Genomic DNA, 20,123 nt, shown 5'->3' with positions numbered 1-20,123 from the left:
TAAAAATGGAGTTTCACTTGGATTACACCTTTAAAGATACCAACCAAGCAAAATTAATTACAAAACAATCAATAGGAATATATAACAAAATGAGATCTCACTGGGGAATTAATTTGAGAACACCCGAAGAAATGTATAATTTAGAACAAAAATCAGCTTAACAAAACTGTCTACTTTTTTCAGGACATGACAGGGAAGGCACGAGCGGGACGCTCGCTCCAGCAGGAGTGGAAGGTGGATGGAGAAGGCACGAGCGGGACGCTCGCGCCAGCGACGGCTTGAAATGACGAAAGAAAACGAAGCTGAAATAGGTTATTTATTTATGCCAGAATTTTGGCGAAAAGGTTTTGGTTCCGAAATAGCTGAAACATTAGTAAACTTGGGAAAAAATACAAAGGAAATTGAAAATTTGATAGCCATCATAGATCCAGTAAATACAGCTTCCCAAAGAATTTTAGAAAAACAGGGTTTTCAGTGGGATTATGACGGTGAATACATAGGGCTGCCGGCGGCTTATTTTAAAATGAAATTATAATTAAAAAACCCTCACCGTATTTGATTGCTCAAATAAGCGAGGGTCATTTTCTGGTTGGTTACCAGCTTAAGGTCTTTAATTAACTTATTTCTTCACCACAATAAAGTCTGAACGTCTGTTTTGTTGGTGTTGTGCTTCGGTACAATTTGCGCCACAATCAACGGCTGGTCTGCTTTCACCAAAACCTTTTCCGCTTATTCGGTCTTTCGAAATTCCTTTTGAAATTACATACTGTACAGTACTTTTTGCACGTCTTTCAGATAAATTCATATTATATGCATCTGTACCGCGATTATCGGTATGCCCTTCAACTTTAATAACCATTTCTGGATTTTTCTTCATTAGTTGTACAAGCTTATCAAGCTCAAATGCTGCTTGTGGTTTTATGTTGTGCTTATCAAAATCGAAAAGAATAGGGTTCAGTTTAACCATATCGCCTTCTACAATTTCGTCTATTGGGCGAAGTGCAATACGAATGCTTTTTTCACCTTCCTTAAAAGCGGCAACAGTTTCGGCATTGCTTTCATAACCTTCTTTAAAAGCTTGAACTACGTGCGCTTGGTCGCAAGCAGCAGTAATTTTGCCAGTTCCATTTGCAGTTGTAGATTGGCTTTTCAATTTGTTTTCAAGATTATCAAAAAGGTCTAAACGTGCATCTGCAATTGGTTCGTCATTGCTTGCATCAACTACAATTACATTTAAGATAACATCGCAAATTTCAAGTTTTTTGATTTTATAAATATCATCACTTCCTACTCCGCCGGCTCTATTAGAAGATACGTAACCTTCATCGGTAGCTGGGTTATACGAGTATGCAAAATCATCTTCGCTACTGTTAACACCAAGGCCGAGGTTTTTAACTTCCCCGAAGCCGTTTCCTTTCGCTTCGGCAGCAAATACATCTAATCCGCCCATACCTAAATGTCCATCACTAGCAAAATACAAAGTACCGTTTGCATCTACAAAAGGGAAGCCTTCTTTGCCTTCGGTATTTATGTTGTCGCCTAAATTTACTGGGGTTCCAAAAGTACCATCTGCAGCGATAGATACTTTGTAAATGTCTGCTTTGCCTTTCCCGCCCGGACGATCGCTGGTAAAATACAGCGTATTGCCGTCAGGACTTAAAGCCGGGTGACTTGTAGAATATTGCTGGTCGTTAAACGGTACAGGCTGAATATCTTTCCACTCACCGTTTACATTTTCAGCGTAGTAGATGCTTAATTCGTTAATGCCTTCTTCACTCTTTTTGTATTTTCCGTTGTAGTAATCGTTTCTGTCAAAATACATACGTTTGCCGTCTGCTGTAATCGCTACGGTACTTTCGTGATATTTTGTGTTGACGTCACCTTTCAGCAATACTTCATTTTTTTCAACTCCACCAACTATGGAAGCTTTGTAAATGTCTAAAAATGGCTCCTCGTTCCATCCGTATTTTTTACGAGTTGTATTTCTGGCGGAAGTAAAATAGAAATCATTTTCAATGGCTAACCCTCCAAAATCTGAATATTCAGAATTCAGCGCCTCAAGGTTTATTGCTTCATATTTTTGATTGTTTTCATCAATAATTTTAGGCAGATAATCTGGATTCTTCATAAATGCAATAGCGCGAGAATCGTTTGGTTTCATGTCGGCAAATTGCTTCATATAGGTATTGTAATCTCCAAACTTGCCATTCGCCTTTAAAGATTGCGCGTAATTGTAAACCGTTTCGGGATTTACATCTTTTCTTTTCACGACTCTTTTATAGTAGGTTTCGGCTTTTTTGGTATTGTTTAAAAAGAAATAGCTATTTCCTAATTGTTCAAAAACATAGGTGCTGCCTTCGCCTTTCTTCAGGAGTTTGCCATAGGCTTCAGCTGCATCGGTATATTGTAGGCGATCGTAGTATTGATCGGCTTTTTTTGTTTTACTATTTTGGGCGGTCACCATGGAAGTGCTTACCGCTATGAGTAAAAGGAATGTATATATTTTATTCATCTTAAATGAAGTTTTTTTGGTTATTAGAAGAATCTTGGTGAACGTAAAACACGTGGCTTAAAGAACAGATCGAAGGTAAGCACCACTTCGTGCGATGCTGGGCCAACTGTTTTAAGGTCGGAAGTTACGTGGTCGTAAGCATAGCCTATGCGGATGTTTGGGTTAATTTGAAACCCAACTAAACCGCTGAATGAATCGTCCAATCTGTACGATGCTCCAAGTTCAAACTTATCATAAAATAGTGCGTTTAAGTTTCCGTCGTATGAAACGGGCGCATCAAAAGCAGATTTAACCATCACGGAAGGCTTCAACTTAAAGTTTTCTGAAACCTGAAAAACGTATCCTGCGGTAGCGAAATAGTGGTTTGTTTCGGATCCGTACTTAATACCGTTTTCATCTAAGTGAACAGATTTTAGCATATTTGGAACCGATAAACCTACGTAGAAGTTATCGCCATAAAGAAACGCCCCCGCACCAATATTTGGGTAGGTGTTGTTTATGTCTTCATTAAAAAATGGATCGTTAGGATCTTGCAGCTCTAAACTTGAAAGACCTACTTCGTGAAAGGTTGCTCCAGCTTTTAAACCCAACGCAAGTTTTACTGTACTTGCCACTTGCAGGGTGTACGAGAAATCTGCGTAAACATTTGTTTCACTCACGGGACCTAATTCGTCTTTAATGGCTGAAAGACCAAGTCCTATTTTATCGCTAATTGGCTTATGTGCCGAAAAAGTGAAGGTTACTGGATTGTCGTCCATTCCGGACCATTGATTTCGGTAAAGTGCGGTGAGGGAAAGGCTTTCCTTTGAGCCTGCATAAGCTGGGTTCACCACGTTCATGTTGTACATGTACTGGGTATATTGAGGGTCTTGCTGCGCTTGCGATTCTTGGAAGAGCAACACTGCCATCAATACAATTAGAATATATATATGTTTTTTCATTTGTATAGAATATTTTAAAAATGGGAAGATGAAATGCCCAAACAACTTATTTTCACTTGTGTTAGAACTAATTGAAGAACATTTCATTTTAACCTATTTGGATGTTATAAAGTATTTTGTGGGTTTAGTTTGCTTCTTGGTTTAGATAAATCCAACCGGTGGCTTGCGCGCCATAAACAGCATCGTTACCTGCAAGATCAATTACATAAAAATAAGTTCCGGTTGATAAGTCGTTGCTATTTTTATCTTGACCCCTCCATTGGTTTATGTAGTTGTTCTGCTCATAAACCAGCGTTCCTAATCTGTTGAAAATTTGAAGTTTTGTAACTCCAGTGCGGTCGTTTAGGAAAGTTAAATCCAAGGTGTCGTTGTAGCCATCGCCATTTGGTGATAGCCCTTCTGAAATAACACATTGGCCAACATCATACAAATTAACATCTACCGAATCTTCACCAGAACATCCGCCCACAGTCATTACTACGGTGTAGGTTTGTGTTCCCATCGTGCCTACTTCAATATTAAAATCTAACGTACTGTTAGTTTCATTGGCTAATAAAGTTCCATTTAAATACCACTGATAAGTTGCACCTTCTTCTGAAGTAGTTGCAGTAAGTGTTTGTGGCTCGTTCGGGCAAGTTTTGAAGTTTTCGCCAAGCGTAACTTCCAGGTCATCTCTAAATGAAACTGTCACGCTATCTGAAGCCGTACAGCTGCCAAGAGTTGCGGTTACCGTATAAGTACCTACTTCGGTGATTACGAGTGTAGGGCCATTTTCACCTGCTATAACGATTCCGTCAAGGCTCCACTCATAAGTTGCATCTGGATTTTGATCGGAAAGCTCAGTTTCCAAAATTACTGGAGTATCAAAACAAGTTTGGAAATCTTCAGTAACGGTTAATGTTAGATTTTCAAGGCTTACTACCACCGTATCGGTAGTTGTACAAGCGCCAATAGTAGCTGTAACTTTATAAGTACCAGCTTCTGTAATTTCTAGGGTTTGGTTTGTCTCGCCTGCTAATACGTTGCCATTTAGGCCCCATTCATAACTGGCAAGGGTTGGGTCGTAATCAATAGCTTCAGCAGTTAAGGTAACAGTTGTTGTAAAACAGGTTGAAAAATCATCACCTAAAGAAACTTGGAGCTGCTCTTGCGTAATAGTTACTTCGTCTGTGGCGATACATCCGCCAACATCAACGTTTACGCTATACACACCATATTGAGTTGCTGAAAGCGTGGGGTTTGTTTCTCCGGCAATTACAACACCATCCAAGCTCCATTCATAGGTAGCGTCGGCGGGGTTATAATTGGAAGGTGAAGCATCTAAAACTATAGGAGCATCAAAACATGTTTCAACATTATCTCCCAATTCAATAGCAGGAAGTTCATTAAAGTTTATTTCTACCGAAGCAGTAACAGTACAGGTGCCAATGGTAACTTCAACGGTATAAGTACCAGAAGTAGTTACTGTAATAGTTTGGGTAGTTTCACCAGTATTCCAAAGGAAGGTAGCATCGGCAGGGTTTCCGCCGGTTATTTCGGCAGTAATATCATAGCTTTGTGCTTCGCATAAAGCTTGATCGGGGCCAAGATCTACTGAAAAAGAGCCTGTTCTTGTAACAACAACGTCATCGGTTTCTGTTACTACATCGCCGTTACAATTGGTATAAATAGCTTGTGCAGTATATGTAGTTGAAGTATCTGTTGGGCAAACATTTATAGTTGGGTCTGTTCCAATTACAGTTCCGTTAGCATCTAACCAAGAGAATGCAACATTTGAAGCACCATTTGGCGTAAAACGCCAAGCTTCGTCTGTGGCAGACCAATCACCGGTGTTTCTTCCGGGAGGTGTGTAGCCTTGCGTTCCGTTTTGGTTTTGGATTCCCACGACTGCATTTCCGTCATTCCAGCTACAACCGCTAGGTCTATCCTCAATATAAACCTCTACCACATTTGTGGTTTCGTAAATTACTACTTGCGATGTAAGTTGAAGACCAGTACAAGCAGATCCAAAATAAGGAATACCTGGAAAATTAACCACCATTGTTCTACAAGGGGCATCGCCAAAAACAGCCCAATTAATTTGGCCAGAGCCACCAACCGATGGATCTACATCCATATATGGACCAAAGATTGTTGCAAAAAACAAGTTGGAATCTGGAATAGACTCATCAAACAACCAGCTACAATACCCATTGGGTGGATTGTTTACCAAATCGAATGAAATTACGGCGTTGGAGCCGATGACCATTTCGGTATAAGTTTGGCCAAAAAAGCAAAAATCAAATGGTAATTGTATGGCTGGAGACCATACATCGTCTGTATTTACCGAAACTGGCGTTCCACCTGTAAATGGAAAAGGGGGATCGTAAGGTATAGCAGAAACTTCATAACTAGTAGTTTCGCCTGTGTCTAAAAAGCTTGCTGTAAGATCTACGCAAGGAACCCCGCAGTCTAATTCTACATCATCTCCAGCAAAAACATTCGGACATCCAGGTCCTTGTGCAAGTGCTGAAAAAGAAAAAAATAAGAAACAGAAAATCGCGAGATAATGCGGTTTAAAGCTGTCTTTAAAAAAGTTTTGACAACTTTGTGAATTGAGAGGTAATGTTTTAACCATAGTTTAAAAAGGGGATTAAAATGTTTTAAAATGCGTTAACTATTTTTTAACAGCGAAATATAAGAATATTTATAGAATATTATGTTTGAAATCGGGAACTATCTTAGTCAAGCAATATTTAAAAATTGAACTATTGCTCCATTTTTCCGTCCTTGAAGACAAATGATGTTAATTGCGTGTAAAGTTGAAATCGTGCTCGCGCGTAGTTTTGTACATTTGCACTATAATTATATTTATGATTGAGCAAACAGACATTTCATACGAAAAATCAGTATTGATTGGATTAATAACGAAATTTCAGGACGAAGAAAAAGCTGAAGAATATCTCGACGAACTCCAATTTCTAGCTTATACCGCTGGTGGTGAAGTTTTAAAACGCTTTACACAGAAAATGGAGGTACCAAATCCGAAAACGTTTATAGGGTCGGGAAAATTAGACGAAGTAAAAAACTTTATTGAAGAAAACGATGTAGGAGTTGCCATTTTTGACGACGAACTTACGCCAGCGCAGCAAAAAAATATCGAAAAAATTCTTCATTGTAAAATCATTGACCGCACAAATTTAATTCTCGACATATTTGCGCAACGCGCACAAACCAGTTATGCACGCACGCAAGTAGAATTGGCACAATACCAATATTTACTACCCAGACTAGCCGGAATGTGGACGCACTTAGAACGTCAGCGTGGGGGTATAGGAATGCGCGGTCCGGGTGAAACAGAGATTGAAACAGATAGACGAATTGTGCGTGACAGGATTGCGCTTTTAAAGGAAAAATTGAAAAAAATTGACCGCCAAATGGACGTGCAGCGTGGCAATCGGGGTTCGTTGATTCGTGTGGCTTTGGTGGGGTATACAAATGTGGGGAAATCTACGCTGATGAACCTCATTAGCAAAAGCGATGTCTTCGCCGAAAACAAACTATTTGCAACATTAGACACCACGGTGCGAAAAGTGGTTATTGGCAACCTGCCTTTTCTACTTACAGACACTGTTGGGTTTATCAGAAAGTTACCTACGCAGCTTGTGGAATCTTTTAAAAGTACATTAGATGAAGTGCGCGAAGCAGATTTACTGCTGCATGTAGTAGATATTAGTCACCCATCTTTTGAGCATCACATAGACTCTGTCGATAAAATTTTAGAGGAAATAGGAAGTGCAGATAAACCCACAGTGATGGTTTTCAATAAAATTGACATTTACAATCCTGAGGAAATTGAAGAAGATGATTTAATGACCGAAAAAACAAAGGCTCATTATACATTGGAAGAGTGGAAGCACACGTGGATGGCAAAATTAAATGGCGATGCTATTTTTATTTCGGCACTAAACAAAGAAAATATTAGCGAATTTAGAAAACTGGTTTATGAAAAAGTGAAGGAAATACACACCACGCGCTTTCCGTATAACAATTTCCTTTATCCCGAATATTCAGAAGAAGAATAAATCAATCTATTGGAAGAATCAAAAAAAAAGCTGTCAAAATTTATTTTATTTTGACAGCTTTTTTTATGTTCTCAAATTTTAAGCTTCAGATTTAAAATCCGTAAGACAAGCCAACGCCCAAAGTTTCACGGATTTGAAAACCTTGTACTGCATTGTCGTCATAAATAGCTTGAAATGTTACGTTTGAAGAGATGTACTTGTTTACCTTCATTACAAGATTGAGCGTGTAATCCACATCTATATTTTGAGGATCTTCAAGATAGTTTGAATAAAGATTTAAAATGTTTTCTGCCGAAATATTAGCCATAATATTAAACTTGGCATAGGCAGAAACTGATGCTCCAAACTCAAAACGACTGCTTTCATTAGCATCTACACCGAAATATTTATTTTCGTTATAAGCCTCCAAAGCACCCGGAACGGCTTCGTTTACAGTAGTAAAATCTTTATCGACCAATATAAATTTAGCCGTTGCAGGCGAAATATTTACGTACAGATTGTCGCTTTTTTTCCAAAGCATACCCGGTCCAAATTGAATATAAGCAGGCGATAAAATATGTGTAGTTTCGGTACGGTACCCTTCATCTTCTGGGTTGAGGTCGCCGTTAAATTCATAACCTTTTGCGAATTGCGTTTTAAAGTTAAAAAATAATGAATAATACCAGTTGCTTTCTTTAACCTGTTGCCCTAAAATAGAGTTCAGCTCCAACCGGTCGTTTGTTTTACGGGAGTATTTATCGTCCTTGTTTTTGGTGATTCCGTATTCGCCAATTAACCGGTTATTCCAAGAAAGTTTGTCGTGCTTATAATTAAAATCATAAGTAAGAGAAAGGTTTCCGGAATAATTTGAGGTTCCGCCGCCCGTCCATTCCGCATTAAAAGCAGCTTGGTTAAACAACAATGAAATATTCCCGGCTCGCGTCCAGCCATTTGGCAGCGTGTCTTTCAGAGTTTCCTCTTGGGCAATCAAGGCTAATGGTGCAATAAAAAGTACTGCAAGGAGTAAAAGTTTTTTCATCTTTTTTGGAAGTTTTAATTTTGGCAAAAATACTCACACTTTTAGGCAAGTCACAATAAAACGATGAGGTTTAGGTGTCTTTTTAAGAAATATTTAATAGCAACACTATTTTCGTTTCTTTTTGTAAAGGGGAACAGAAGAGCAAGCTTCGCCATACATAATGCTTTTTGCAACAGGCTGAAGTTTTTGGGCCAAAAGTACATACGCATTTTGCGGAATGGGTTTGTGGGCGCAACCTTTGATGATAACCGGTTTGTCTGTATATTCTGAAACATCCAAATTTTGAAGTAATTCGGCAAAAAGAATGCTTTCCAGTTCTTCCAAACTTCCAACGGTTACTTTGGCAGCAAAGGGAGATAAGTGAATCGATAAAAGTAAATATGCCCAACCGGGAACAATAGCATCGGTACTGCAAAAGAGCGCCACATATTTACCTTGGTATTGACTCCAATCGTGGTTATTTGCCTTTTCCCGAAAATCACTTTCGCGAAGTACGATGCCTTCCAATAACCATTGCGAAATATCGAAAGCAATCCGTTCGCCTTTTGGATATAAATCTTCCAAGTTAAAGGTTACCAATTTACTGTTCGCTACGCGATTTATGATTTCTTCAGGCACTTTTTATATAGTTATGAGTTCAGAGTTGCTTTTTAGCCTACAGCCTACAGCCATTTTAAAGCATCCCCAGTTCCAGTTTTGCTTCATCGCTCATTAGCTCTTGTGTCCAAGGTGGGTCGAAGGTTATTTCTACCTCCGCATCAGTTATCATCTTCATCGACTTCACTTTTTCTTCTACTTCCATCGGTAAGCTTTCGGCTACTGGGCAGTTTGGCGTTGTAAGCGTCATCAATATTTTTACTTCGCGGTCTTCGTTTATAAAAACGTCATAAATAAGTCCGAGTTCATAAATATCTACCGGAATTTCTGGATCGTAAATAGTTTTTATAACTGCTATTATTTTTTCGCCTAATTCGGCCATGTCTATTTGGGTATCTGCTTCCATTTGTTTAATTTTTTACTTGTGTTTGGTATGCTAAGGCATACATTTTCATTTGCTTTATCATAGAGACTAATCCGTTTGCACGGGTGGGAGAAAGGTGTTCTTTCAATCCAATTTCATCAATAAAATCGGTATTCGCATCAAGAATAGCTTGTGGTTTTTGGTCTGAAAAAACGCGCACCAAAACCGCGATTATTCCTTTGGTAATTATGGCGTCGCTATCTGCAGTGAAAATAATTCGGCCATCTTTCATTTCAGAATTTAGCCATACTTTACTTTGGCAGCCTTTAATAAGCTTGTCGTCATTCTTTAATTTTTCATCAATCAGCGGAAGCGATTTGCCCAAATCTATCATATATTCATAACGCTGCATCCAGTCGTCGAACATTGAAAACTCGTCTATTAATTCCTCCTGTATTTCTTCAATCGTCATAATGTGTTTTCTTATTTCTCATCTTTTTTCGCAATTAACAATACGCTGCGGTCTGTTTTTGAATAAAATGTAAGTAACCCATTCTCAATGGCGTATGAGCCAGTATTGTTGAGTGCATTTAAAAAATCGCGTTCGGTTTTCATAATTTCTTTTTCTGAACAATATTTTTCGCTCACCGCAAGATCACCGAAATTAATTGCGTAAAGGTCTATGGTGTAATTGCCAAAAACCGAGTTACAACCAGTCGTACCACGAAATGAATTGTCTATTGCAGACATGGTAAACGTTGGGTTTGTAGTGCTTACAAGTTTCTTTCCGTTTAGGGCAGAAACCGTGTAACTGCCTGTTAATTGTACACTTCCGGCAACATCAATTACTTTTTTAGTCTCGTCGCAACCAGAGTAAAATACTGTAAAAATTAAAATTGAAAATGTGGCAAGTGTTTTCATAGTTTTTGTTTTAAAGTTGAACATCAAAGTTCAAGTTTTAACTTTAAGCAACGGGTTAACTTAACATCATTTTAGCTTTCTTCACTGCATTTACCAAGGCATCAACTTCTTCTAAAGTATTATAAAATGCGAAGGAAGCACGCACGGTTCCCGGAATTTTATAAAAATCCATAATGGGTTGAGCACAATGATGCCCCGTGCGGACGGCAATGCCAAGTTTATCAACAATTGTCCCGATATCGTACGGATGGATTCCTTCTATATTAAAGGAAACTACCGAGGTTTTATCGGGGCCAGTACCGTAAATTTTTAGACCTTCTATTTCTAAAAGTTGTTCTGTAGCGTATTTTAGAAGCTCATTTTCGTGGGCTTCAATTGCCTCGAACCCTATTTCGTTTAAATAGTCAATGGCTGCACCAAAAGCGATTCCGCCACAAATGTTTGGCGTGCCAGCTTCAAACTTATGTGGCAAACCTGCGTAAGTCGTTTTTTCAAAAGTTACTTCGGCAATCATTTCGCCTCCACCTTGGTAGGGTGCAAGTTTATTGCCCCAAGCTTCTTTCATATAAAGAATTCCGACGCCAGTGGGTCCGCACATTTTGTGGGCTGAGGTTACGTAGAAATCAACATCCAGTTTTTGAAGATCGGGTTTTATATGCGAACAAGATTGTGCGCCGTCAACAAGCACAGCGGCTCCCACTTGGTGTGCTTTTTCAATTATTTTTTTAATTGGGTTAATGGTTCCCAGTGCATTTGAAATATGATTTACAAATACAAGTTTCGTTTTATTGGAAAGCAGTTTTTTGTATTCTGAAAAAACTAAAACGCCTTCCTCATTCATCGGAATTACTTTTAAAACAGCTCCTGTTTTTTCGCAAAGCATTTGCCACGGCACTATATTACTGTGGTGCTCCATTGCTGAAACAATTATTTCGTCGCCTTTTTTTAATATTTCAGAAAAACCGTTTGCCACCAAGTTTATACCGTGGGTTGTGCCTGCAGTAAAAATGATTTCGCAGGCTTCTTTCGCGTTAAAATGCGCTTGAATTTTGTGACGTGCAGCTTCGTAAGCATCTGTTGCTTCCTGCGAAAGTGTGTGCACGCCGCGGTGGATGTTTGCGTTGTAATTGCTGTAATAATCTACAATTGCATCAATAACCTGCTTCGGTTTTTGCGAAGTGGCCGCATTGTCCAAATACACCAGCGGATAACCGTTTACCTCTCGGGAAAGGATGGGGAAATCGCTGCGTATTTTTTGGAGGTTGAAAGACATTTTGAATTTTTTTGAATTTAAAACTCGAGATGGAGTTTTACCGCGAATACACGAACGAAAATATAATTATGCGTGTATTCGCAGTTGTGTTTTTTAAAGCTCAAACCCCAAACTCACTCCAATTTTATTGGCAATAAGCTTGTTAATTCGCGTTTTCAGTTCCGGTATTTTTACACTTTCTAAAACGGTGTTTGCGAAAGCATACATCAATAAAGCGCGGGCTTCTTTTAAACCAATTCCTCTACTTCGAAGGTAGAAAAGCGCTTCTTCATCAAACTGACCAATGGTACACCCGTGCGAACATTTTACATCATCTGCAAAAATTTCTAACTGTGGTTTTGCGTTTATCGTAGCTTTATCGTCAATTAAAATGTTGTTGTTTTGCTGAAAAGCATCGGTTTTTTGAGCATCTTTTTCAACAATTATTTTTCCGTTGAAAACACCCGTAGACGATTCTGCAAACAGCCCTTTGTAATCTTGGTGACTTTCGCAGTTTGGTGCAATATGGTGCACCAAAGTGTTGTGGTCTACGTGTTGCTTTCCTTCAAGAATGGTAACTCCTTTTAATGTGGAATCGCAATTCTCGCCTTTTTGATAAAAGTTGAGGTTGTTGCGAACTAAATTTCCACCAAAAGCAAATGTATGCACGCGGCAAACCGTATCGCGTTGCTGCGAAATGTATGTATTGTCAATCAATGAAGCAGATGCTTCATCGTTTTGAATTTTATAGTAATCTACATACGCGCGCTTTTCGGCAAAAATCTCGGTTACCGAATTGGTTAAAACCGCATTGCTGGAAAGGCTTTGGTGACGCTCTATAATTTGAACGTGCGCATTTTCGCCCACCACAATTAAATTACGGGGTTGAAGAAACATTGCTGCTTCATTGCCCGTTGAAAAATTGATGATTTCAATTGGTTTTTCAACCTCTTTATGCGCCGGAATGTGAATATATGCGCCTTCTTTGGTAAAAGCCGTATTCAACGCAGTTAGGCTATCGCTTTTTGCGGCTTTGTTAAAATAAGCCTCGATTACTGCTTTGTACTTACTCTTGTTTAAAGCGGCAGACATTAAGCAAACATCCAATGTGTCGTGCGTAGTTTCTGAAAGGAAAGAGCTATAAACCCCATCTACAAAAACAAGTTTGTACGTATCTATTTCGTGAAGAAAATATTTGCGTACGTTTTTCAGTTCAACATTCCGTTCTTTTGTAGAATAGACACTGTAGTCTGGCTTGAGCAACGCATTGAGCGAAGTGTACTTCCACTCCTCATCCTTTTTTGTAGGAAATCCTTTTTCCTCAAAAATTTTAATGGCATTGTTTCGCACATCGTGTAATGGTGAATCAAACTCTAAGTAATCTTCGAGTCCGATGTATGATGATAATAATTTGTCTTTAAAACTCATAATGAAATTTTTGTTTCAAGTTTTGTGTTTCTGGTTTCAAGTTATTTGAACTTGTTGCCTTTATAATTATTAGTGTTTAGATAAATTATAAAGTTGGCAATTCGTTTACTCAAACTCATATATCTCTCAACCAACGATGAAAGTTCCTATTCAGAAATATAATCAGAATCGAAAACCCTGTATAATTGTGAGCGAGATTCTCCGGCCGAACCTTTCGCGATTGATAAAAATTGTCTAAATTCTAAGTTCCCGTCCCGTTCAAAACCTTCGGCTATGTTATCCATAACCGAGCCGGATGCGCCTTTTATTTGGTCTCTAAGTCGATAATCATTTTTTAATTCGGTATTTCTTGAAAGAAGGATTATTTCTTTTGAAAGTAGTCTTGCTTCTTTCCAAATGTCCAAATCCTCAAACTTTTCAATTGTAGCCATAATTAAATCTCTTTTAATTAAACCAGAAACTAGAAACCAGGAATTAGAAACTAATTTTTTATACCAATTCTTCCTTAATCCAGTCGTACCCTTTTTCTTCTAACTCGTAAGCCAGTTCTTTGGTGCCAGATTTTACTATTTTTCCGTCCATAATTACGTGAACGAAATCTGGAATTATATAATCTAACAGACGTTGATAGTGTGTAATAACAATTACGGCGTTGTCGTCGCTTTTTAGTTTGTTTACTCCTTTTGCAACAACTTTTAAAGCATCAATATCTAACCCAGAATCGGTCTCGTCAAGAATGGCGAGTTTTGGATCTAACATTGCCATTTGGAAAATCTCGTTGCGTTTTTTTTCACCTCCTGAAAAACCTTCGTTTAAGGAACGCGAAAGAAACTTGCGATCAATTTCCAACATATCTGCTTTTTCTTTAATCATTTTAAGCATTTCAGAAGCTGGCATGTCTGCTTGTCCTTTAGACTTGCGAGTTTCGTTGATAGCTGTTTTTATAAAGTTGGTCACCGAAACGCCCGGAATTTCTACAGGATATTGAAACGAAAGAAAGATGCCTTTGTGTGCTCTTTCCTCTGGATCTAATTCTGAAATGTCATGATTTTCAAAAGTGATATAACCTCTAGTAACGTCAAATTCTTCTTTTCCTGCTACTACAGAAGCTAATGTACTTTTTCCGGAGCCGTTAGGGCCCATTATTGCGTGTACTTCACCTGCTTTTACTTCTAAGTTTATACCTTGTAGTATGTCTTTTCCGTCAAGGCCGGCGTGTAAATCTTTTATTTTTAACATGTTAATTGTTCTTTGCTGATTCTTCAAATTTTATATCTGCTTCTGAAGGTTTATCACTTACCCTCAAAATTTCATTAATTGTAATTACCTCTTCCCACTCACTGTCGGTATCGGTATTTTTAGATACGGTGCCTCTAACAACTACGTTTACCATATCAAAATCGTTTTCTTTTACGGCGGCAACTTGCTTTGAGAGTTGGTCTGAAATGTCGTTGCGTTTTACACCGTAAATAAAATTGGTTCCCATTAGTACAACTGCGCCGTTAGAATCTATATAATCTCCTTTAAAGGCATTAAAATTGTCTGCGTTTGTCGCTGCTTCTTCTGTGGTTATTTCTTCAGTAGTTTTATCTTTTTCTTCTGAATTTTTACAGGAAAAAACTGCTGCCGAAAGCATTAGCATCAAAAAGATTTTTTTCATAATAAAATGAGTGTTTAGGTTATAAAAAAGTAAGATTCTTATTAATGTCTATTTAGAGCGATAGCCAAAAGACAAAAATATTACCCTACAGATCCTTCTAGGCTTATCTCTAATAATTTTTGTGCTTCAACGGCAAATTCCATTGGAAGCTTGTTTAATACTTCTTTACTAAAACCATTTACAATGAGCGCAATTGCTTTTTCGGTATCAATTCCACGCTGGTTGCAATAGAAAATCTGGTCTTCCCCAATTTTACTTGTGGTTGCTTCGTGTTCTATTTGGGCGGTTTTATTTTTAGCTTCAATATAGGGGAAGGTGTGTGCGCCACAACTATTGCCCATTAACAGCGAATCGCACTGCGAAAAGTTTCGTGCATTTTCGGCGTTTGGCATAATTTTCACCAAACCGCGATAGCTGTTCTGCGATTTTCCAGCTGAAATACCTTTTGAAATAATGGTACTGCGCGTGTTTTTTCCTAGGTGAATCATTTTTGTACCTGTATCGGCTTGCTGAAAATCATTGGTTACTGCAATTGAATAAAATTCGCCAATAGAATTATCGCCTTTTAAAATGCAGCTCGGGTATTTCCAGGTTACGGCACTTCCAGTTTCTACTTGCGTCCACGAAATTTTAGCGTTCTTTTCGCAAATACCTCTTTTGGTCACAAAATTATAAACACCACCTTTTCCGGTTTTATCGCCGGGAAACCAGTTTTGCACGGTTGAATATTTTATTTCGGCATCGTCTAGAGCAATTAATTCTACTACTGCTGCGTGCAATTGGTTTTCATCGCGACTTGGAGCCGTACAACCTTCCAAATAACTTACGTAACTCCCTTCATCTGCAATAACGAGCGTTCTTTCAAACTGTCCTGTACCGGCTTGATTAATTCTGAAATAAGTAGAAAGCTCCATTGGGCAACGAACGCCTTTTGGAATATAGCAGAAAGAACCATCGCTAAAAACGGCACTGTTTAGGGCGGCGTAAAAATTATCGCGCTGCGGAACAACGGTTCCTAAATATTTTCTCACTAATTCTGGGTGCTCTTTTATAGCTTCTGAAATAGGGCAGAATATAATTCCTTTTTCCGCCAATGTTTTTTGGAACGTAGTTGCAACCGAAACAGAATCCATAACAATATCTACAGCAACGCCAGCAAGCTTTTTTTGCTCGTCTAATGAAATTCCAAGTCTTTTAAACGTGTCTAAAAGTTCGGGATCTACTTCGTCAATACTATTGTATTTCGGTTTTTTATTTGGAGCCGAATAATATGAAATAGCCTGAAAATCGGGCTTTTCATAATGTACATTGGCCCAATCTGGTTCTACCATTTCCTGCCAATAGCGGAATGCTTCTAAGCGCCATTCGGTCATCCAATCTGGCTCGTCCTTCTTTTTTGAAATTGCACGAACTACATCTTCATTTAATCCAACGGGGAAGGTGTCAGATTCTATATCGGTAAAGAAACCATATTCGTATTCTTTGGTTTCCAATTCTTTTTTTAAATCGTCTTCGGTATATTTACTCATCTTCATTTAATGTTTTAAAGTGAAAAAGATTCTCCACAGCCACAGGTTCTATTGGCATTTGGGTTGTTAAAAACGAATCCTTTTCCGTTAAGGCCTCCGCTGTATTCGAGCGTGGTTCCAACTAAATATAAAAAGCTTTTTTTGTCTATGGCTATTTTAACTTGGTCTTCTTCAAAAAGCTTGTCGTTTTCGCCAATGCTATGATCAAATTTTAATTCGTAGCTTAAACCAGAACAACCGCCACTTTTAACGCCAACGCGCACAAAATCGTCTGCAATATTGAAGCCTTCTTCAGCCATCAATTGTGCAATTTTGTTTTTGGCACCTTCACTTATTTTAACCATATATAGATTAATTCTAAATTAGAGGGCAAATATACATCAAATGGAACTTTTAACCATAAAGAACTGGGAAATTAAAACTATGGAACAATAGTTTTAAATAATAATTAACACATGGTTTTTTAAGGTGCTGTAGAAGTGGTAAAATGACCTGAGATTAATTAGGGTCGTGAAAATCTGGATTATTAATAAAGGAAGGATCTGACAGCGATAAAAGGAAAGCTTTTAAATCTGCTTTGTCACCTTCGGATAAATGTACGCCGCCTCGAGATACAGCTTTCATTAGCGGGTCAATGGTTCTTGAATAAACAAGACCCTCGCTGTAGTGATTAATCACTTCATCTAAAGTTTCAAAGCGACCGTCGTGCATATATGGAGCTGTGTAAGCCAAATTACGAAGCGATGGCGACTTAAATTTACCGTCGTCGTTGGGGTCGCCAGTTACGTTGCCCAAGCCCTTGTCTGTTATTATAGCATCGAGGCCGTTATTGTGAAAAATATTATCGGTCCACAATGGGCTGTTATCATTACCGTGACAGTGAAAACAGTCTCCGCGCGATTCGTCCATAAATATTTCAAAACCGTTTAATTCCTGTTGTGTAAGATTGCCTTCGCCCAACAGGTATTTGTCAAAAGGAGAGTTGGCAGAAATTAAGGTTCTTTCAAACTGGGCAATGGCCTTGGCTGTGAGTTCTTTGGTAATTGTAGTAGTGCCAAATGCTTTATTAAAAAGTTCTGGGTATTGGTCGTTACCTTGAAGTTGCCCGACAGCATTTTCCCAAGTATTATGCATTTCTACCGGGTTTATTACGGGCTCCATAGCTTGCGCTTCAATGCTTGTGGCACGTCCGTCCCAGAAAAATTTATTGTCCCTATTCCATGCCATGTTAAATATTGGCATTGAGTTTCTTACACCTTCAATACCGTCTATGCCAATGCTGAAGCGATTATCGTCTGTAAATGAATTAGCGGGTTGGTGGCATGAAGCACACGCTTGGGTACCATCTCCAGATAGAATGGGGTCATAAAACAGTTTTCGCCCGAGTGCAATTCCTTCTTTAGTTTGTGGGTTATTTGCTGGGATAAAAGGAGGAGGCAGTAATTGTTCAAGAATGGGTGGGACGGCCAACGGTTTAGGAGTAGGCGTATAATTTTCAGTTGGTTCAGTTGGTTCTGAGTCATTTGAAGAACACGACAGAAAAAAGCATATTGCTATTAAACCAAATACAAACTGAATTTTTTTCAAGTGTTTTTTCTTCATCTATTGTGTAATCTCTCCAATGCTAAAAACAGTGCCGCCATTTCGCTGCATATCTTTTTGGGCTTGGTAATTCATCATCAAGTCTGTGCTGCGGTCGTTTAAATCCCAAGTCAACGGATTTTTGAACCATTCTGAAATATCCATTTTAATTTCAATAGTTGTGTTTTCAGTAATAGTGAAGTTTTTATTAAAGTTTAAAGCTATAAAATTCTGTTCAAAAACACCTTCACTTACGCGGGCAGTACCATTGTGAAAGTTATAAGGTTGCGGAGCGCCTGTAACATCGTTAAAAGTACCATCCAATTGCATAAAGTGGTAACCGCCACCTAACATGGTGGGCCAATTCCAACCCACATCATTTAAATCGGGGTAGGCGCCACTAACATTATCTGCTTCATTAAATCCGTAAATAAAGGTAACTCCTGTATATTCACCAGTAATTATAGGTTTTGCAGGAGAAAGAGATAACGAATTTGGATTTGCAAGATCTATTAAATTGTACTCATCAAAATTAATAGTAGTGCCATCCGCTTTTATTAGTACAATACGCGAAATTAAATACCGAAGTTTGGAAATTGTAATTAAATTTCCCGCTTCATTTAGAAATTCCGTTGTATTAAAATCGTCTTTTGTTACTGGGTTTCCTGCCCAGTTTTGAGTAAAAAGGATAGTCGCGCTTTTTTCATAAATGCACGAACCATCATCTGTATTAGCAGCAGAGTTATAATTGAGGGAACTAGCATCCATGCAGCCAAGAACCTCAGGTTGTGGCTCGTCACTATTGCTGCAGCCCACAGCTACAAACATCATAATTAGTAAAATAGTGATTCTTTTCATAGTATAGAAAACGTGTCTTTAGATTATATTATTTCAATTTAATCATTAAAAAATCTATTGAACCCTGATTTAAAGGTATATCTAAATCATTACTTTCGCTATTACCAACAACTACAATTTTATTATCTGTTGTTTCAATTGCTTCTGAGGCAAACTCTACTTTTGAACCCCCGATGCTGTTCTGAAATTTTAAATTTCCATTGCTGTCTATAATAAAAACCCAAACGTCGTTAAGGCCGTTATTAGTTTGTAAATCGCCATCTGCGCTTCGGCTGTGCCCGCTTAATATAAAATCGCCATTGTTGCGTTGAACAATACTGTGTGCCGTATCAAAGAGCGAACCACCAAAAGATTTTTGCCAAATTTTGTTCCCACTATCGTCAAATTTCACCAACCATGCATCGGCGTTACCTCTCGGGTCTGTTACGTCTTGATCGCTACTTCTCGAATCGCCAATCATTATATAATTGCCGTCATCGGTTTTAATGGAAGCGTACGAATTGTCTATCTCGTGACCTCCAAAACTCTTCGTCCAAAGTAAGTCGCCATCAGCTGTTAGGCGAACTGCCCAGTAATCGTAACTTCCTTTAAAGTCGGTTTTGTCGAAATCTTCACTTTCTGAAGTGCCGGTCATTAAAAAACCTCCATCGGCAGTTTCCAGAGCATCATAACTTCGATCGTTATTGGTGCCGCCAAAATAGCGTCGCCATCTTGTGGAGCCATCGGGGTTTAGTTTAATTCCCCAATATTCCCCAACGCCATGCAAAGTGTTTTTCTGAAAATCATTGCCCGCGCCACCACTCGCAGAAACGTCAAAATAACCGGTTATAAAATAGCCGCCATCTGAAGTTTGGAAGGCTTTAAAAGCCTGGTCGCTTCCAGAAAATCCGAAAGTTTTTTCCCACATAATTGTTCCAGCAGCATTTATTTTTACAACCCAATAATCTTGAAAGCCTGCATTAAAATAGATATCTCCATCATTGCTGGAAGTATAGCCAGATAGCAAAAAGCCGCCGTTATTTGTCTTGGTAATACGTGCAGCATTTTCATCATCGCTGCCACCGTAGGTTTTACTCCAAATTATATCGCCAGTTTTAGAAACTTTCAAAAGCCAGAAATCGCTGTCGTTGCCAGATCTGTCTGTAATGTCGCCATCAGAACTTCGGGTTGTGCCCAAAATTAAATAATTGCCATCGGCTGCTTCAACTACAGATGCGGCTTCATCGATACCACTGCCGCCGTAGGTTTTTATGAGTTCCACTTCCACACTTATTTCTGGTTCTGGTTCTGGCTCGGTACCGTCATCTTTTCCGCAGGAATAAAATGTAAGTGAAATGGAAAGCAATAGTATTACTGCTTTAAATTTGCTGAATTTATTAATTAGCATAATGGGGAAGC

19 protein-coding genes and 1 pseudogene are annotated in these 20,123 nt (G+C 38.6%); 2 read left to right on the top strand and 18 right to left on the bottom strand.

Annotation, left to right across the window (positions count from 1 at the left end; all coding sequences use genetic code 11):
• Positions 1–238 precede the first annotated feature (238 nt).
• Complete coding sequence (locus K8089_RS03650; RefSeq protein ID WP_237601918.1) at positions 239–535, top strand: GNAT family N-acetyltransferase; 297 nt, start codon at positions 239–241, stop codon at positions 533–535.
• 84 nt (positions 536–619) lie between these two features.
• Here K8089_RS03650 and K8089_RS03645 read toward each other — a convergent pair whose 3' ends face one another.
• The 3 genes from K8089_RS03645 to K8089_RS03635 all read right to left on the bottom strand — a co-directional run bounded on the left by K8089_RS03645 (position 620) and on the right by K8089_RS03635 (position 6,070).
• Positions 620–2,512: an OmpA family protein gene (locus tag K8089_RS03645; RefSeq protein WP_237601917.1), complete on the bottom strand. Its 1,893-nt coding sequence runs from the start codon at positions 2,510–2,512 to the stop codon at positions 620–622.
• Positions 2,513–2,535: 23 nt separating this feature from the next.
• Positions 2,536–3,453 carry a PorP/SprF family type IX secretion system membrane protein gene (locus K8089_RS03640; protein ID WP_237601916.1) on the bottom strand — a complete coding sequence of 306 codons (918 nt, stop codon included), beginning with the start codon at positions 3,451–3,453 and terminating at the stop codon, positions 2,536–2,538.
• A 124-nt stretch (positions 3,454–3,577) separates the two neighbouring features.
• Positions 3,578–6,070, bottom strand: a complete 2,493-nt coding sequence (locus K8089_RS03635) for a gliding motility-associated C-terminal domain-containing protein (RefSeq protein WP_237601915.1) — start codon at positions 6,068–6,070, stop codon at positions 3,578–3,580.
• 235 nt (positions 6,071–6,305) lie between these two features.
• Here K8089_RS03635 and hflX point away from each other — a divergent pair, with 235 nt between their 5' ends.
• Complete coding sequence (gene hflX, locus K8089_RS03630; protein WP_237601914.1) at positions 6,306–7,517, top strand: GTPase HflX; 1,212 nt, start codon at positions 6,306–6,308, stop codon at positions 7,515–7,517.
• A 91-nt stretch (positions 7,518–7,608) separates the two neighbouring features.
• On the opposite strand, the gene K8089_RS03625 is transcribed toward hflX, so the two are convergent.
• From K8089_RS03625 to K8089_RS03555, 15 genes and pseudogenes are all read right to left on the bottom strand, one after another.
• A complete protein-coding gene (locus K8089_RS03625; RefSeq protein WP_237601913.1) occupies positions 7,609–8,535 on the bottom strand; it encodes a DUF3078 domain-containing protein in 927 nt (308 codons plus the stop codon).
• Positions 8,536–8,640: 105 nt separating this feature from the next.
• Complete coding sequence (locus K8089_RS03620) at positions 8,641–9,153, bottom strand: DUF2480 family protein (RefSeq protein ID WP_237601912.1); 513 nt, start codon at positions 9,151–9,153, stop codon at positions 8,641–8,643.
• Positions 9,154–9,208: 55 nt separating this feature from the next.
• Positions 9,209–9,538 (bottom strand): SUF system Fe-S cluster assembly protein, encoded by a 330-nt coding sequence (locus K8089_RS03615; RefSeq protein ID WP_237601911.1) that lies wholly within the window; start codon positions 9,536–9,538, stop codon positions 9,209–9,211.
• 4 nt (positions 9,539–9,542) lie between these two features.
• Positions 9,543–9,968, bottom strand: coding sequence for a SufE family protein (locus K8089_RS03610; protein ID WP_237601910.1), 426 nt, complete (start codon positions 9,966–9,968; stop codon positions 9,543–9,545).
• Between the two features lie 11 nt (positions 9,969–9,979).
• Positions 9,980–10,417 carry an META domain-containing protein gene (locus K8089_RS03605; protein WP_237601909.1) on the bottom strand — a complete coding sequence of 146 codons (438 nt, stop codon included), beginning with the start codon at positions 10,415–10,417 and terminating at the stop codon, positions 9,980–9,982.
• Positions 10,418–10,472: 55 nt separating this feature from the next.
• A complete protein-coding gene (locus tag K8089_RS03600) occupies positions 10,473–11,690 on the bottom strand; it encodes an aminotransferase class V-fold PLP-dependent enzyme (RefSeq protein WP_237601908.1) in 1,218 nt (405 codons plus the stop codon).
• A gap of 93 nt (positions 11,691–11,783) precedes the next feature.
• The gene (sufD, locus tag K8089_RS03595; protein ID WP_237601907.1) at positions 11,784–13,097 is read right to left on the bottom strand and encodes a Fe-S cluster assembly protein SufD; all 1,314 of its coding nucleotides are present in this window, start codon (positions 13,095–13,097) and stop codon (positions 11,784–11,786) included.
• A gap of 41 nt (positions 13,098–13,138) precedes the next feature.
• A pseudogene (locus tag K8089_RS03590) lies at positions 13,139–13,528 on the bottom strand (four helix bundle protein).
• A gap of 58 nt (positions 13,529–13,586) precedes the next feature.
• Positions 13,587–14,336: a Fe-S cluster assembly ATPase SufC gene (sufC, locus tag K8089_RS03585; RefSeq protein WP_237601906.1), complete on the bottom strand. Its 750-nt coding sequence runs from the start codon at positions 14,334–14,336 to the stop codon at positions 13,587–13,589.
• Between the two features lies 1 nt (position 14,337).
• Complete coding sequence (locus tag K8089_RS03580) at positions 14,338–14,757, bottom strand: hypothetical protein (RefSeq protein WP_237601905.1); 420 nt, start codon at positions 14,755–14,757, stop codon at positions 14,338–14,340.
• Between the two features lie 80 nt (positions 14,758–14,837).
• Positions 14,838–16,286, bottom strand: coding sequence for a Fe-S cluster assembly protein SufB (sufB, locus tag K8089_RS03575; protein WP_237601922.1), 1,449 nt, complete (start codon positions 16,284–16,286; stop codon positions 14,838–14,840).
• A 14-nt stretch (positions 16,287–16,300) separates the two neighbouring features.
• Positions 16,301–16,630, bottom strand: coding sequence for a HesB/IscA family protein (locus tag K8089_RS03570; protein ID WP_237601904.1), 330 nt, complete (start codon positions 16,628–16,630; stop codon positions 16,301–16,303).
• Between the two features lie 154 nt (positions 16,631–16,784).
• Positions 16,785–17,888: a cytochrome-c peroxidase gene (locus tag K8089_RS03565; RefSeq protein WP_237601903.1), complete on the bottom strand. Its 1,104-nt coding sequence runs from the start codon at positions 17,886–17,888 to the stop codon at positions 16,785–16,787.
• Positions 17,889–18,725, bottom strand: a complete 837-nt coding sequence (locus tag K8089_RS03560; protein WP_237601902.1) for an MbnP family protein — start codon at positions 18,723–18,725, stop codon at positions 17,889–17,891. It abuts the gene before it with no gap.
• A 28-nt stretch (positions 18,726–18,753) separates the two neighbouring features.
• Positions 18,754–20,112, bottom strand: a complete 1,359-nt coding sequence (locus K8089_RS03555) for a hypothetical protein (protein ID WP_237601901.1) — start codon at positions 20,110–20,112, stop codon at positions 18,754–18,756.
• Between the last annotated feature and the right edge of the window lie 11 nt (positions 20,113–20,123).

It is taken from the genome of Aequorivita vitellina, from assembly GCF_022008365.1.
Taxonomy (GTDB): Bacteria; Bacteroidota; Bacteroidia; order Flavobacteriales; family Flavobacteriaceae; genus Aequorivita; species Aequorivita vitellina.
Note: the sequence above shows the minus strand (reverse complement) of the source record. Positions and strands in the feature narration are given on the sequence as shown.

Excerpts from the sequence above, each read along its gene's own strand:
- K8089_RS03565 (WP_237601903.1), bottom strand. The coding sequence starts at position 17,888 with ATGAAGAAAAAACACTTGAAAAAAATTCAGTTTGTATTTGGTTTAATA.
- sufC (WP_237601906.1), bottom strand. The coding sequence starts at position 14,336 with ATGTTAAAAATAAAAGATTTACACGCCGGCCTTGACGGAAAAGACATA.
- K8089_RS03650 (WP_237601918.1), top strand. The coding sequence starts at position 239 with ATGGAGAAGGCACGAGCGGGACGCTCGCGCCAGCGACGGCTTGAAATG.
- K8089_RS03640 (WP_237601916.1), bottom strand. The coding sequence starts at position 3,453 with ATGAAAAAACATATATATATTCTAATTGTATTGATGGCAGTGTTGCTC.
- sufB (WP_237601922.1), bottom strand. The coding sequence starts at position 16,286 with ATGAGTAAATATACCGAAGACGATTTAAAAAAAGAATTGGAAACCAAA.
- K8089_RS03580 (WP_237601905.1), bottom strand. The coding sequence starts at position 14,757 with ATGAAAAAAATCTTTTTGATGCTAATGCTTTCGGCAGCAGTTTTTTCC.
- K8089_RS03635 (WP_237601915.1), bottom strand. The coding sequence starts at position 6,070 with ATGGTTAAAACATTACCTCTCAATTCACAAAGTTGTCAAAACTTTTTT.
- K8089_RS03570 (WP_237601904.1), bottom strand. The coding sequence starts at position 16,630 with ATGGTTAAAATAAGTGAAGGTGCCAAAAACAAAATTGCACAATTGATG.
- K8089_RS03625 (WP_237601913.1), bottom strand. The coding sequence starts at position 8,535 with ATGAAAAAACTTTTACTCCTTGCAGTACTTTTTATTGCACCATTAGCC.
- K8089_RS03555 (WP_237601901.1), bottom strand. The coding sequence starts at position 20,112 with ATGCTAATTAATAAATTCAGCAAATTTAAAGCAGTAATACTATTGCTT.
- hflX (WP_237601914.1), top strand. The coding sequence starts at position 6,306 with ATGATTGAGCAAACAGACATTTCATACGAAAAATCAGTATTGATTGGA.
- K8089_RS03600 (WP_237601908.1), bottom strand. The coding sequence starts at position 11,690 with ATGTCTTTCAACCTCCAAAAAATACGCAGCGATTTCCCCATCCTTTCC.
- K8089_RS03645 (WP_237601917.1), bottom strand. The coding sequence starts at position 2,512 with ATGAATAAAATATATACATTCCTTTTACTCATAGCGGTAAGCACTTCC.
- K8089_RS03605 (WP_237601909.1), bottom strand. The coding sequence starts at position 10,417 with ATGAAAACACTTGCCACATTTTCAATTTTAATTTTTACAGTATTTTAC.
- K8089_RS03560 (WP_237601902.1), bottom strand. The coding sequence starts at position 18,725 with ATGAAAAGAATCACTATTTTACTAATTATGATGTTTGTAGCTGTGGGC.
- sufD (WP_237601907.1), bottom strand. The coding sequence starts at position 13,097 with ATGAGTTTTAAAGACAAATTATTATCATCATACATCGGACTCGAAGAT.
- K8089_RS03615 (WP_237601911.1), bottom strand. The coding sequence starts at position 9,538 with ATGGAAGCAGATACCCAAATAGACATGGCCGAATTAGGCGAAAAAATA.
- K8089_RS03610 (WP_237601910.1), bottom strand. The coding sequence starts at position 9,968 with ATGACGATTGAAGAAATACAGGAGGAATTAATAGACGAGTTTTCAATG.